Raw genomic sequence first — 14,121 nt, forward strand, 5'->3', positions numbered from 1 at the left:
CGCTGTCGCTCATAGGCGCGTCGCCGGATATCGAGTAATCGAACGCGCGTTACGGGATACCCTCTCGGAGGAAGGCGACGCCCGGAGGGCGGAGCTCTATCGCAAGTGCTCGCACACAGGTGAGAGCCAGTTTGTACAGACACACTTATGGAGGAATGGATGAGCGCATACCAGACCGTCGTTGTGGGAACCGATGGTTCTGAATCGTCGATGAAGGCCGTGGAGAAGGCGGGGGCCATCAGCGGTGATTCGGCGAAGTTGATCATTGCCTGCGCCTACTTTCCGACCGATGACCGCGACGTTTCCGCGGTCTCGGATGTACTGAAGGAAGAGGCGTACCAGGTTCACGGGTCCGCGCCCACCGAAGAGATCCTGCGCACCGCCAAAGAGCGCGCAGTGGCTGCCGGTGGCGGGAACATCGAGACCCGCCCCGTGGTCGGGTCACCGGTGGATGCGCTGCTGAACCTCGTCGCCGACAGCAAGGCGGGTCTGCTCGTCGTCGGCAACAAAGGCTTGAACTCGATTGCCGGTCGGCTGCTGGGTTCGGTCCCGGCCGACGTCGCCCGGAAGTCGAAATGCGACGTCTTGATCGTTCACACGGTCTGAGCGCGAACTCTCAAAGGCGCGGGCAGCTCAGCGCTGTGCACGATTGCCAGTTGCTGGGTTGCCCGGGTGAGCGCCACGTAGAGATCGCCCCAACCGCGCTGAGATTGCGCGACGATCTGGGCCGGCTCTATGACGACGGTCCGGTCGAACTCCAGACCCTTGCATTGAGCGACCGTCAGAATTGACAGTTCCGGAGTCTCGTCTGCGCCCGCGCCGAGTTCTCGGATCTGCTCCACCAGAGCGTCAGGGGCGATGATCGCGGTGATCCCGTCCAAGTCCTCGTCGGCCAGACGCAATGCCGCAGCCGCGAGACCATCGTTCGATGTCTGCTCGAATGACGGCGGCCTGCCGCTCGAGCGAATCGATGTCGGTGCGGACATCGTCGGATCGATCTGTTCGAGGATCGGTGCCGCGACCTCCATGATCTCCCGCGGTGTGCGGTAGTTGACGGTCAACTCGAACTTGCGCCATCGTTTCGCCACGTACGGCGTCAGAACTGCATCCCAGGACGTGGTACCCGCCGGATCGCCTGTCTGGGCCGTGTCGCCGATCACCGTCATCCACCGATTCGGTATGCGACGCATGATCATTCGCCACGCCATGGCGGACAGTTCCTGAGCCTCGTCGACGATGACGTGGCCGAACGTCCAGGTGCGGTCGCTGTACGCGCGTTCTGCAGTGGTCAGTGCGACCCGGTTCGTCTGGCGGGCGGCGAGTTGTTCAGCGTCGATGAGGTCGTACGCCATCAGGATCTCCGGATCCAGCTCGTCCTCGAGATCCTGTGGGGCAGAACCTGTCAGGATGTCGAGTGCGTCCTGGGCATCCGATAGTTTCTGCCGCCACTGCGCACGTTCGCGCTCCTCGTCTCCGGCGTCGTCCACGCCGATGATCTCCGCGAGTTCATCGAGCAACGGTGCGTCGGCGGCGCTGAACTGGTTGCGCTCTGCGCGCAAGACGGCTGCCCGGTCGGCCTCGGACCAGTTCGGCGTCGCCGAAGCGATCCGATCAGGGGACGTCAGTAGGTCGGACAACACAACCTGTGGAGAGAGCTGCGGCCAGAAGTGGGCCAGCGCGGCCACGATCTCCGGATCGGCCTTCATCTCGTCGCGGATATCGGCGATGTCCTTGTTGCTCAACAACTGCGAGCCGTCGAGCAGACTGGACCCGATGCGATCGGCGTGCTGCTGCGCGAGAGAATCGAATGCCGAGCGTAGGAAGATCGACCTGGCGTGATTGTGCGGACGACGGGATGACCGGGCTCGGCCACGGGCACGTTGGATCAGTTTGCTGCTGATGGTCAGCTGATATCCGTCGAACTTGAGGTGGATGGGGGACTGCGGCAACTCTTGGCGGTCCCGCACTGCACGCCCCAGCACCTCGACGATGTCGAGACTGCCTTTGAGGGTGGCAGCAGCCGAACTGTCGGTCAGCTGCGCGCGAACGCCGGGGTACATGTCCCCGACGGTGGACAGCAGCACCCCGCTCTCGCCCAGCGATGGAAGTACCTGCCCGATGTAGTTCAGGAATGTTGCATTGGGACCCACGATGAGAACGCCGCTACGAGCGAGGGTTTCGCGGTAGGTGTAGAGCAGGTAGGCGGCCCGGTGCAGCGCCACCGCAGTTTTGCCGGTACCGGGGCCACCCTGCACCACCAGCACTCCACGGTGGGTGGACCGGATGATCTCGTCCTGCTCGCGCTGGATCGTCTCGACGATGTCCGTCATCTGCCCGGTTCGGGCGGCGTTGAGTGCGGTGATGAGCGCGGATTCGTTGACCACGTCACCGTGTCCGGTGCTGTCGGCCTCGGTCAGCTCGGCGACATCAAGCCGCTCTTCGTTGACTGCCGTGATCTTCCGATTGCGGGTGCGAACGTGACTTCGGGTGCGTACGTCTTCCGGCGAGGCGGGGGTCGCGAGATAGAAGGGCCGGCTCATGGGAGCGCGCCAGTCGAGCAGCAGGGTGCTGTCCTGCTCGTCGTCGTCGAGGATGCCGATGCGACCGATGCGACGAACCTCGTCGTCCTCGAGATCGAGCCGACCGAAGTACAGATTGTGTTCGGCCGAATCGAATTTGGTCAGGTCGTCTGTGTACAGCCGCTCGTAGGACTCCCGCTCCGAGCGGGCCTGGGGCGTCCCACCGGTGTTCCGCAACGCGGACGACAGCCGCGACTGGGTGTTCCGGCGCATCCGATCAAGCCGGCCGTACACCCGGTCAAGATGGTCTTGTTCGGCCTCGAACACGGTCCTCCTCGATAGCTGCCGCGCGGCGCAGGTGTCACTCCGCCCTCGGCTCTGGGTCGTCCACTGATCCTCTCAGCGACGACATGGGCAAAAAATAGTGCCAAAGGGTAACGCGGTGGGCGGGGAAAACGTTCCCCGCCCACCGCGTTGGTCAGACGATTCTAGCCGTGCCGCGATATTCAGGCGTCGAGGTCGGAGGCAACGAGCTTGGCCACGGTGTCGAGGGCACCTTGATCTTCGCTCTCCACGGTGACCTCGGTGCCGACCGTGGCGCCGAGAGTCATGATCAGCAGCGCTGAACCGGCGTCCACCGGTTCGCCGCCGGCGACGGCCAGCGTCACGGGGACGCCGGCTTCGGCGACGGCCTCGGCGATCACTGCTGCGGGGCGGGCGTGCAGTCCGACGGATGATCCGACGACGACATTGGTGCTTGGCATTTCATTTCTCCTGGGTTGTCAGAGCTGAGTACGGGACGTGATGGGTGTTCAGGCTGCGGTGAGGACTTTGTCCTCGGTGGCCACCTTGGACTTGGGCTTGATCAGTTGTTTGGCGGCGACCACACAGAGTGCCGCCACCGCGGTGCCTGCTGCAAGTGCGAGGAAGAACCAGACGATTCCACCGATGGCGAACGAGACGAAGATGCCGCCGTGGGGTGCGCTCAGGGTGACGTCGAACGCCATGATCAGTCCGCCGGTCACCGCGCCGCCGGCCATCATCGACGGGATGACCCGCAGCGGATCGGCTGCCGCGAACGGGATGGCGCCTTCGGAGATGAAGGATGCACCCAGAAGCCAGGCGGCCTTGCCGTTTTCTCGTTCGGCCGGGGTGAAGAGCTTCGGCCGGATGGTCGACGCCAGCGCCATGGCCAGCGGCGGAACCATACCGGCGGCCATCACCGCCGCCATGATGCGCAGGGATGCCTCGTCGGTCACCGAGAGCCCGGCGACGGCGAATGCGTAGGCAGCCTTGTTGACCGGTCCGCCGAGGTCGAAGCACATCATGAGGCCGAGGATGACGCCGAGCAGGATCACCGAGGAGCCGGTGAGTCCGTTGAGCCAGTCGGTGAGTCCGTCGGTGATCGCAGCCAGCGGCTTGCCGAGCACGATGAACATGAGCAGGCCGACCACCAGAGACGCGAACAGCGGGATGACCACCACCGGCATCAGGCCGCGAGCCCATTGCGGTACGCCGATCCGGCCGATCCACAGTGCGGCGAAGCCGGCGATCAAACCACCGACGAGGCCGCCGAGGAAGCCGGCGCCGACGAACACGGCCACCGCACCTGCGGTGAAACCGGGTGCCAGGCCTGGTCTGTCAGCGATGGCGAAGGCGATGTAACCGGCCAACGCAGGTACCAGGAACCCGAATGCGAGGGAACCCAGCTGGAACAGCACCGCGCCGAGGTAGGTCTTCAGGCCGCCGTCGGGGAGGGCGAAGATCGAGTTGTCGAGGGTGATCGCCTCGGCTTTGTCGGAGATCTCGTACCCGGCCAGCAGGAAGCCGAGTGCGATGAGCAGGCCGCCCGCTGCGACGAACGGGATCATGTAGCTCACACCGGTCAGCAGGATCTGCCGGAGCCGGGTGCCCCAGCCGACGTCACCACCGGAGGAGGAGCTCTCGGAGTCCGACGCCGCATCGCCGGCCACCCTCGCGGCGCCGGGGTCGAGTCCGGCGCGCAGTGCTTCGGTGATCATCGCGTCGGGTTCGTTGATGGCGCGCTTGACGCCGGAGGCGACGACAGGCTTGCCCGCGAAGCGTTCTTTGCCCTTCACCCCGACGTCGGTGGCGAAGATGACCGCACCGGCGGCAGCGATCGTCGCAGCCGGCAGGGGCGTGCTTCCCGAGGAGCCCTGTGTCTCGACGTGGACGGTCACGCCGGCGCGTTCACCCGCAGCGACCAGGGAGTCCGCAGCCATGTAGGTGTGCGCGATACCGGTCGGGCACGCCGTGACGGCGACGATCGTCTTGTTGGGAGCCGAGTGCGAGTCGTCCTGGACCGGGGTGGCAGGCGGGGCCTCGGTGGGCGCGGCGGGGGTCTTCTTGAGCGGAGCCGCGGGCTTCAGCACGTCCTCGACCAACGCGACGACATCGTTCGGGGTCGCGGCGGCGCGCAGCGATGCCACGAACTCGGGCTTGACCAAGGCGCGGGCCAGGCTCGAGAGCAGCTTCATGTGCTCTGCGCCTGCGCCGTCGGGTGCGGCGATGAGGAAGACCAGGTCTGCCGGGCCGTCTGGAGCTCCGAAGTCGACCTTGGGTCGCAACCGCGCGAATCCGAGCGATGCGGTGGCGATGGAGGCGTCGCGGCAGTGCGGGATGGCGATCCCGCCTGGCAGGCCGGTGGCCGACTGGGCTTCGCGGGCCAGTGCTGCGGCCTTGAGAGCCGAGGCGTCGCTCGAGCGGCCGTCGTCGGCCAGTCGGGTGGCGAGAGCCTCGATCACCGCTTCTTTGCTGTCGCCCAGATCGGCGTCGAGCGCGATCAATTGTGGGCTGATGATCGCCGGCGCGGGGCCGGTGCTGATCGTCGGATTGGACATTGCGTTTTCCTTCTTTGTTCGAGGATCTGGAGCTGTGGGTTGCTGATCTGGGCTGTCGAGTGTGGGGTGGGGCCGCTGGTCAGTGGTTACCGATGAGCGGGGTCAGGGCTGTGACGGTCACGGCCTCGGGTTTGGTGTGGTGCGGACTGGGCAGTGCTGTTCCGGGCAGAGCAGCAGCGGCACTTCCGTAGGCGACCGCCCGTGCGAGGCGATCAGCCGGTCCGGCGTTCTCCAGATCGGCGAGCAGATATCCGGCCAGCGACGAATCGCCGGCGCCGACCGTGCTGCGAGGCGCGATCGGAGGTGTGGTGGCGTACCAGGCGCCTTCGTCGGTGACGAGTACAGCGCCCGCCGCGCCGAGGGTCGCGAGGATTGCTCGTGGTCCGCCTCCGTCGATCAGCGATCGTGCGGCGCGGGCCGTCGGCAGGGGGTCACCCTGCTCGGCAGCCGCCTCGAGCGCACGCCCGTCGACTCCGGTGAGCTGACCCAGTTCTTCGGCGTTGGGCTTGATGAGATCGGGCGCGGCGACCGAGAACTCGGCAGCGAGGGCAAGGAGAGGAGCATCAGAGGTGTCGACTGCAATCCGAGCGCGTCCCGAGCGCAGGGTCGCGACGAGTTCTGCGTACCAGCGGGCGGGTACGCCTGGGGGCAGTGAGCCGGACAGGACGACCCAGGCCGCGGTGGTCGCCAGATCCTGTAGGCAGGTCGTCAGTGCGCTGATCGACTCCGGAGGCAGCGTGGCGCCGGGTTCGTTGATCTTGGTGGTCGTCCCATCCGGTTCGGTCACGGTGAGGTTCACGCGTGCTGCGCCGGGGTGGGCGATCCCGCGATGATCGATGCCCGCTTCGGAGAGCGCAAGCAGGATCGGTTCGCCGGGATTGCCGGGGAGCACGGCGGCGGAGCGCTGTCCGGCCGATGTGATGACCCGCGAGACGTTGACGCCCTTGCCGCCCGGATGGGTCGTGGCTGCGGTGGCGCGGTGCACTGCGCCGCGCTGCAGGGGTTCGGTGAGGCTGACGGTCCGGTCGATGCTCGGGTTGGCAGTGAGGGTGATGATCATGCGGTCACGACCTCGATGTCGTTGTCGGTCAGTGCTGTGCAGTCGCGGTCGGAGATGGCGGTGTCGGTGACGAGTACGTCGATGCGATCGACGGGGGCGAAGCTGATCAGGTCCTCTCGGCCCACTTTTGACGAATCGGCAACCACGACAACCCGATGCGCGCTTTCGACCATGGCTCGCTTGATGGCGGCTTCGTCGCTGTCCGGAGTGGACAGGCCGTGCCGGAGGCTGATGCCGTTGGTTCCGATGAATGCGACATCGAGACGCATCGAGCGCAGGGCCCGGATGGCGTCGTCGCCGACGACCGCCTGTGTGATCCCGCGGACGCGGCCGCCGAGGAGGTGTAGTCGTGTACCGCCGAGCCCGGCGACGCGTGCAGCGACAGGGATCGAGTTGGTGACGACCACGAGGTCGCTGTCGGTGGGCAGGTGCGCGGCCAGTCGCGCGGTGGTGGTGCCGGCGTCGACGAAGACGCTGCCACCGACCGACGGCAGCTGATCGATCGCTGCCTTGCCGATGCGCTCCTTCTCGCCGGTGAAGGTGTGCTCGCGCTCGTCGGTGCCGAGCTCGACCGTCGTGAACGCCGACGCCGGGACTGCCCCGCCGTGCACCCGGCGGATGACGCCTGCACGGTCCAATGACGCGAGATCGCGTCGCACGGTCTCGGTGGTGACCCCGTACAACTCGGACAGGTCCGCGACCGACATGCGGCCCTTCTGCGCAATCAGTGCGGCCATTTCTTGCTGCCGCTCCTCTGCGTACATACTGTCCTCCAATGTGGGGCTGTGTTGATTCGCGTTGTTGCTTTATGTTGTTTTATGCCCGTTCGTATTGCTTTGTCAAGGATTTTGGGTAATCTGTGTCACAGAGATGCAAATGAGTGGTCGTACGCACATCACTCTCAGGGATCGTTCAAGGAGGTCGTATGACTACATCAACACTGGTGGAGAGCCCACGCAGGGTGCTGCAGGGGACGCCTGTGGTTCCCGGAGTGGTGGCTGGGCCCGCAATCGTGCCCGCGCCCCGGGTCCAACCGCAGATAAACACAGATGTGGTGCCCGAAGCCGAGCGCGACGGCGAACTGCAGGCCTTCCGGGCCGCGAGCGCAGCTGTCGCCAAGCGGCTGCAGGACCGCGCGGCCGTGTCGAGTGGATCGGCCTCGGAGGTACTCGCCGCGAATGCTGCGATGGCAGCTGACCGCGGCTGGCTCGGTGCCGCCGAAAAACTCATCGCCGCGGGCGGGTCGGCGACGTCGGCAGCGCTGGCCGCGACCGAACAGTTCGCCGCCCTCTTCACCAAGCTCGGTGGGTTGATGGCCGAGCGGGTCACCGATCTCCACGATGTTCGCGATCGCGTGCTGGCTGAACTCGTCGGCGCCCCCGAGCCCGGTATTCCGGTGCCGCAGGTGCCGTCGATCCTGCTCGCCGACGACCTGGCTCCTGCTGACACCGCGGGCCTGGACCCCACCAAGATCGTCGGACTGGCCACGTCGCTCGGCGGACCGACCAGTCACACCGCAATCATCGCCCGGCAGTTGGGGATTCCCTGTGTCGTCGCGGTCGCGGGTCTGGAAGCCGTCGAGACAGGCACATCGGTGATGCTCGATGGTGAGGCCGGAGAACTGACGGTGTCGCCCGATCCGCACACTGCGGCGGACGCCGTCGCCCGGTACCGCCTGATCGCTGAGCGCACGGCCGCCTGGACTGGCCCTGGCACCACGTCCGACGGTCATCGGGTGGACGTACTCGCCAACGTGCAGGACGGCGCAGGCGCGCGCGTCGCTGCCGGTACCTCAGCCGGTGGTGTCGGACTGTTCCGCACCGAGCTGTGCTTCCTCGACCGCGAAACCGAGCCAACCGTTCCGGAACAGGCGGCCATCTATCGTCAGGTGCTGGACGCGTTCCCCGGAAAGAAGATGGTCATCAGGACCCTGGACGCGGGCTCGGACAAACCGCTCCGATTCGCCGAACACCCGGATGAGGCGAACCCTGCTCTCGGAGTCCGTGGAATCCGCATCGCCGCCAAAGACAGCGGAATCCTGGATCGGCAGCTCGACGCGATCGTCGACGCCGCTGCGGGTCTCGAGAGTGCGCCGTGGGTGATGGCGCCGATGATCGCGACGGCGACCGAGGCGAAATCGTTCGCCGAGAAGGTGCGCGAACGCGGACTGGTCCCGGGCGTGATGATCGAGGTCCCCGCCGCGGCACTCTTGGCCGAGCGCATCCTCGAACACGTCGACTTCTTGTCGGTGGGTACCAACGACTTGGCGCAGTACACGATGGCGGCGGACCGGATGTCCGCCGAATTGGCGGAACTCACCGACCCATGGCAACCTGCGGTTCTCTCGCTGGTCGCACGCACCGCTGCGGCGGGTGCCGCAGTCGACAAGCCTGTCGGCGTCTGCGGTGAGGCGGCGGCCGATCCGCTGCTGGCCTGCGTCCTGGTGGGCTTCGGCATCACCTCGCTGTCGGCGGCGGCGTCGGCGGTCGCAGGAGTTGGCGCGAAACTGGAGTCGGTCTCCCTCGATGACTGCAAACGTGCGGCGGCAGCGGTCTTGGAGACCTCTGATCCGACGAGTGCGCGAGCGGCCGCCCGGATCGAACTGGGCTGACCGCTCGCGCACTGGCCGAGAAACTATCGATCGAACAGAACTACCAAGTGGAGATCACTGAAGCTTCGCGGCGGCCTTCTGCGCCTTCTTGGCCTGCCGCTTGGCACGTGCGGAGAGCTTGACGCCCTCGTCCGCTGCTCGCTCGGCCAGCTGCGCGCTGTACACGCGGGCCGAGTCGGCCAACTCGGGCGCGCGGCCGCGGGCCACCGCCAGGTACTGCTCGGCGTAGCCGTTGGTCGACTGCCACGCCTTGGCTGCCGAATCCGCGAGGTCGGCACTGCGGAGTGCCGCGATGTCCTTGGCGTTCGCGCTGCTCTTGAGAGCTTTCTTTGTCACCTCGGTCTGCTTCTTGGCAGCGACCTTGCTCAGCTCTGTCTGCTTCTTGCCGGCTTGTTTGGCGAGCTTGGCCTGCTTCTTACCGGCCTGCTTGGCCAACTTCGCCTGCCGTTTCGACGCGGCTTTGCTCAGTGCGGCCGTCTGGCCTGCGGCGACATCGGCGAACTTGCTTCCCTTCTTCGATGCCACATCGGCCAACTCCGACGCGCGCTCGGTGGCCACACCGGCGAGGACCGCGCCGCGCTTGGAGGCGACGTCGGCGAACTCCGAACCACGCTTGGCGGCAACATCGGCGAGTTCGGCGCCACGCTCAGAAGCCACGTCGGCTAAGACGGCAGCCTTCTCCGAGGCGATCTTGGCCAATTCGGACGCGCGATCGGAAGCGATGTCAGCGAACTTGCCGCCCCGGTCAGCAGCGACCTCGGCCAGTTCACTCGTACGGTCCGACACGACCTCGGCAATGTGCGAGGCCTTGTCTGCCAGGGCATCGGTGGATCCGGAGGACCCCGACGGCAGTACGGAGACAACCTTGTCGCCGGCCACTGCAGCCGCCTTGCGTCCGCGCCAGGCGAGCGACGGCTTGCCCTCGGTGTCCACGGTGGCGATGAGCAGCCCACCGAGAAGGCCGAGATTCTTGATGAAGTGGGCTTGCTGCTCCGCGCGCTCGTGGGGGTCTGTCTCGTTCCAGAAGTCGTTGCCTGCCAACGTGGTGGGGATGACGACTCCGGCAAGGGTCAGGGAGGCCAGGCGTGGGAACTTCCCGGTGGCGAGAGCGAGTCCACCGATGATGTGCACAGCTCCGTTCACCCGCACGACGACCTGAGCGTCTGCCGGGATGAGATCGCCGACCTGGGGCGGGAGTTGAGTCTTTGCCTTGTCGACGAACGGCTGCGCGGTTTCGGCAAGCTGTTCTGGGCGTCGGATCGCATCTATCCCAGTGGCGATGAACGCGCTCGCGAGCAAGGGACGGGCAATTCGGCGGATCAGCATTTAAAGGGCCTCCTCAAGACTTTGGTCTGTATCGAACCTGCTTAACGGACGGACTCCGTCGAGCCTATAGACCTGGCGGGGCCGGGGTACCCAATAGTGCGCCGGGCTAGTCCTCAAACGATGGAAGGAGACGTGTTGCCGATCACTCGCGCAGATATCGGATGCTGGGTCATCAAGTGCAATCCGGTCACCGGTACCGACTACTTCGGAGTTCTGGACGCCGCGTCGTCGATGGGCGTGTCGTCGACCGCGCTGCACGCGGACAGTTGGTGCCTGAGCGCCCGATCGGGGCGCCGGACCCTGGTCCGAGACGGCGACCTCGTCGCGCTGTGGGTCACGGGTCCCAAGGACCCCGGCATCTATGAGTTCGGGTGGGTCACGCACGTCGGCGCCGCCGAACCGCCTGACGATCGCGGCATCGGCGACCTCGACGCGGGGGATTTGCCCGAAAAGCTCCATTACCAGGCAATTCGGCTAGGACGGCGCGGGCATATCGCCCGCTCGTTGATGCAGGCGACGCCTGATCTGGCCGGGTGCGAGCAACTCCGGGCGCCGATGATGTCGAACCCCAGCTACCTGACGGTCGCCGAAGCGCACGCGCTGGCCGACGTGATCTCGGTGCGGCAATCCGCAGAGCTTCTTCGTGCGTCGCGGTGGGACACCCTGCTCTAGCGGCTACCAGCGACGCTCGCGCCACTCCTCGAGATGGGGACGTTCGGCCCCGATCGTCGTATCGAGTCCGTGCCCGGGATAGACGACCGTGCTGTCGTCGAACCGGTCGTACAGCTTCGTCTTGACGTCGTCGATGAGCGAGTCGAAGTCGTCGGGTGTCTGGGTTTTACCCACTCCGCCCGGAAAGAGCGAGTCACCGGTGAACAGATGCGTCACGTCGTCGTCGAAGAACAGCGCGATCGAGCCGTCGGTGTGGCCTTTGAGGTGGATGGCCTCGAGTCGGAGGTCGCCGATCTCGATGACGTCGCCTTCATCGATCAGCCGGTCGGTCCGCACCTGGATCGGTTCGGCATCGATCCGGCCGGCGGCGGTGGGCAGCCCCGTCGCCTTCACCACTTCTTCCAAGGCAATCCAGTGGTCGGGGTGCCAGTGCGTGGTGAAGATCAGCTCGATGTTGCCGTGAGCTCTGATCAACTCGATGAGAGTGTCGGCATCGTTTGCGGCGTCGATCAGCAACGCCTTGCCGGTGCTCTTGTCGGTGATCACGTAGACGTTGTTGTCCATCGGCCCGACGGACAATTTGACGATTGTCGCCCTTGGGGTCGACTTGCGTTGTGGCACTTCGGAATCGCTGAAGTCGCCGGTGTAGGTGTCGGAGATGGGGGCCGCTGCGCTCATGGTGACAACACTATCGGGTGCGCTCGATCCGGGGGTCTCACTCGCCGCCGAAAGTCCTTCGGTACCGCGTCGGCGACATCCCGAGGTGCTTGCGCAGTTGGTGACGCAGATTTGCGCCCGTGACCAGTCCGGACCGTCGTGCCACCTCGTCAATCGGCAGATCGTGGGACTCGAGTAGTTCGCGTGCCCGGTGCAGTCGCTGTTTGCGCACCCAGAGTGCTGGGGTGTCGCCTGTTTCCTCGCGAAACCGGCGATTGAAGGTCCGGACGCTCATGTTCGCGTGCTCGGCGAGCTGAGCGACGGTGAGTGGTTCGGTGAGATTGCCGGCCGCCCAGTTCCGGGCGGCAGACGTGGACGTGTCGGTGCTGTCCGGCACCGCGGAGTCGATGAATTGTGCTTGCCCACCATCGCGCCAGGGAGGCACCACGCAATACTTGGCGACCTGATTGGCGACCTTCGTGCCGTGGTCACCGCGAATGATGTGCAGGCACAGGTCGATGCCTGCCGCCAGCCCGGCCGACGTCAGCACGTCGCCGTCGTCGACGAACAGCACGTCTTCGTCGAGAAGCACCGAGGGGTAGAGGCGACGAAGGTCCGCGGCCTTGTTCCAGTGGGTCGTGGCGGGCCTGCCGTCGAGCAGTCCGGCGGCTGCCAATGCAAAAGCACCAGTGCAGATCGACACCATTCGGGTGCCTGGCCGGATCAGGTCGAACGCCGCCCGTAGCTCTGCGGGAAACGTCCCGTCGTAGCGCACCTGCGCCATCCGGGTGCCCGGAATGATCACGGTGTCGGCATCGGCGAGAGCCTCGCGTCCGCGGGCAGGCACGATCTCGTACCCGGACAGCGTGCTCACCGGGCGCCGGTCCAATGCGATCATCTCGACCGCGTAGAGCGGGTTGTCGGCATCGTCGGTCGCCTGCCCGAACACCATCGACGGAATGGTCGCGTCGAAGCCGACGACGGGGGCGAGCATGAGGACCGCAATCCGGTGCGGGGACGACATGGCAGCAATTCTACAGATGTTGTCATTTATGCCAATGGTTTCCCGGGTCGCCACCGGTCAAAGTTGAGCGGTGACATCCTTCGTCGTACTACGAGCCCTGATCGTCCGTGCCTGCACTGGGCGTGGATCGTCGCTGCGGTGAGCTTCGTCGCGCTGCTGGCAGCGGCAGGCTTCCGGTCGGTGCCGAGCGTGATGATGGATCCGCTGCACATGGAGTTCGGCTGGTCTCACGGGACCGTTGGCCTCGCGATGTCGATCAACATGACGTTGTTCGGGCTCACGGCGCCATTTGCCGCCGCGCTCATGGACCGGTTCGGGGTCCGGCCAATCCTCGCCGGAGCGCTCAGCCTGATTGCCGTCGGCACCGCGCTCAGTGTCTTCATGACCGAGAGTTGGCAACTGCTGCTCTTGTGGGGCGTCTGCGTCGGCATCGGCACGGGTTCGATCTCCATGGGGTTCGTCGCCACGGTGGCCACCCGGTGGTTCGTCGAGCGTCGCGGTCTCGTGACCGGTGTCCTGACCGCGGCCAGCGCGACCGGCCAACTGATCTTCCTGCCGCTGGTCGCCCAGATCACGACCCACCACGGGTGGCGTCCGGCGGCCGTTGTCGTCGCTGCCGCGGCGCTTGCGGTGGTCCCGCTGATCCTCTTCTTCATGCGCGACCATCCTGCGGACAAGGGGATCGGCCCCTACGGTGCACCGCTGCAGGCCGCTGCGCCGAAAGCGGCAGGCGGCAGCTTCCGGGCGGCATTCGATGGGCTCGTCATGGGTGCCCGCACCCGGGTGTTCTGGCTGCTCGCGGCGAGCTTCGCGATCTGCGGCGCCACCACCAACGGGCTCATCGGCACCCACTTCATACCGGCCGCCCATGATCACGGGATGCCGACCACGGTCGCCGCGGGTCTGCTCGCCACCATCGGGATCTTCGACGTCGTCGGGACGATCTTCTCCGGCTGGCTCACCGATCGCGTCGATCCGAGAGTGCTGTTGGGCGTCTATTACGTGGGCAGGGGAGTGTCCCTGCTGTGTCTGCCTGTGTTGCTGTCGCCGCATGCCGAACCGAGCACCTGGGTGTTCATCATCTTCTACGGGCTGGACTGGGTGGCCACCGTGCCTCCGACGATCGCACTGTGCCGCAACCACTTCGGGGCGAATACGCCGGTGGTCTTCGGTTGGGTCTTCGCATCGCATCAGCTCGGAGCCGCGTTCGCGGCGTTCGGTGCCGGCTATCTTCGCGACGAGCACGGCGGCTACGACCCGGCGTTCTACGCGGCGTCAGGACTGTGCCTGGTCGCGGCGCTGCTGTGTGTCGGCATCCGTCGTCGGCCTGCTGATGCGCCGGACGTGAAAGACCGGACACCGGCGCATACTTGAGCCCCGAACAGACAGGG

Annotated in this window: 12 protein-coding genes; 4 read left to right on the plus strand and 8 right to left on the minus strand. The window is 66.0% G+C overall.

Going from position 1 to position 14,121, the window contains the following annotated elements:
* Positions 1-159: 159 nt before the first annotated feature.
* Entirely contained in the window at positions 160-606 is a 447-nt protein-coding gene (locus DFR67_RS16805; protein ID WP_084835914.1) for a universal stress protein, read from the plus strand.
* On the opposite strand, the gene DFR67_RS16810 is transcribed toward DFR67_RS16805, so the two are convergent.
* The 5 genes from DFR67_RS16810 to DFR67_RS16830 all read right to left on the minus strand — a co-directional run bounded on the left by DFR67_RS16810 (position 594) and on the right by DFR67_RS16830 (position 7,204).
* The gene (locus DFR67_RS16810) at positions 594-2,792 is read right to left on the minus strand and encodes a HelD family protein (RefSeq protein WP_110470699.1); all 2,199 of its coding nucleotides are present in this window, start codon (positions 2,790-2,792) and stop codon (positions 594-596) included. The two genes, DFR67_RS16805 and DFR67_RS16810, sit on opposite strands and share 13 nt — an antisense overlap.
* A 233-nt stretch (positions 2,793-3,025) precedes the next feature.
* Positions 3,026-3,283 carry an HPr family phosphocarrier protein gene (locus DFR67_RS16815; RefSeq protein WP_110470633.1) on the minus strand — a complete coding sequence of 86 codons (258 nt, stop codon included), beginning with the start codon at positions 3,281-3,283 and terminating at the stop codon, positions 3,026-3,028.
* 48 nt (positions 3,284-3,331) lie between these two features.
* Entirely contained in the window at positions 3,332-5,380 is a 2,049-nt protein-coding gene (locus DFR67_RS16820) for a PTS fructose transporter subunit IIABC (RefSeq protein ID WP_110470634.1), read from the minus strand.
* A gap of 79 nt (positions 5,381-5,459) precedes the next feature.
* On the minus strand, positions 5,460-6,440 hold the full coding sequence (locus DFR67_RS16825; protein ID WP_110470635.1) for a 1-phosphofructokinase family hexose kinase: 981 nt from the start codon (positions 6,438-6,440) through the stop codon (positions 5,460-5,462).
* Positions 6,437-7,204: a DeoR/GlpR family DNA-binding transcription regulator gene (locus DFR67_RS16830; protein WP_110470636.1), complete on the minus strand. Its 768-nt coding sequence runs from the start codon at positions 7,202-7,204 to the stop codon at positions 6,437-6,439. Before DFR67_RS16830 ends, DFR67_RS16825 begins: the two co-directional genes overlap by 4 nt.
* Positions 7,205-7,365: 161 nt before the next feature.
* Between DFR67_RS16830 and DFR67_RS16835 the strand changes: the two genes are divergently transcribed.
* Positions 7,366-9,051, plus strand: a complete 1,686-nt coding sequence (locus DFR67_RS16835; RefSeq protein ID WP_110470637.1) for a phosphoenolpyruvate--protein phosphotransferase — start codon at positions 7,366-7,368, stop codon at positions 9,049-9,051.
* A 54-nt stretch (positions 9,052-9,105) separates the two neighbouring features.
* Here DFR67_RS16835 and DFR67_RS16840 read toward each other — a convergent pair whose 3' ends face one another.
* Positions 9,106-10,377 carry a DoxX family protein gene (locus DFR67_RS16840; RefSeq protein WP_110470638.1) on the minus strand — a complete coding sequence of 424 codons (1,272 nt, stop codon included), beginning with the start codon at positions 10,375-10,377 and terminating at the stop codon, positions 9,106-9,108.
* A 135-nt stretch (positions 10,378-10,512) separates the two neighbouring features.
* Between DFR67_RS16840 and DFR67_RS16845 the strand changes: the two genes are divergently transcribed.
* Positions 10,513-11,049, plus strand: a complete 537-nt coding sequence (locus tag DFR67_RS16845; protein WP_146240466.1) for a hypothetical protein — start codon at positions 10,513-10,515, stop codon at positions 11,047-11,049.
* 3 nt (positions 11,050-11,052) lie between these two features.
* Here DFR67_RS16845 and DFR67_RS16850 read toward each other — a convergent pair whose 3' ends face one another.
* Entirely contained in the window at positions 11,053-11,727 is a 675-nt protein-coding gene (locus DFR67_RS16850) for an MBL fold metallo-hydrolase (protein ID WP_110470640.1), read from the minus strand.
* A gap of 37 nt (positions 11,728-11,764) precedes the next feature.
* Positions 11,765-12,730 carry a GlxA family transcriptional regulator gene (locus DFR67_RS16855; protein ID WP_110470641.1) on the minus strand — a complete coding sequence of 322 codons (966 nt, stop codon included), beginning with the start codon at positions 12,728-12,730 and terminating at the stop codon, positions 11,765-11,767.
* Between the two features lie 63 nt (positions 12,731-12,793).
* On the opposite strand from DFR67_RS16855, the gene DFR67_RS16860 reads away from it, so the two are divergent.
* Positions 12,794-14,104, plus strand: coding sequence for an MFS transporter (locus DFR67_RS16860; RefSeq protein WP_211325087.1), 1,311 nt, complete (start codon positions 12,794-12,796; stop codon positions 14,102-14,104).
* Positions 14,105-14,121 lie beyond the last annotated feature (17 nt).

Origin of the sequence: Williamsia limnetica, from assembly GCF_003217475.1 — a bacterium.
Taxonomy (GTDB): Bacteria; Actinomycetota; Actinomycetes; order Mycobacteriales; family Mycobacteriaceae; genus Williamsia; species Williamsia limnetica.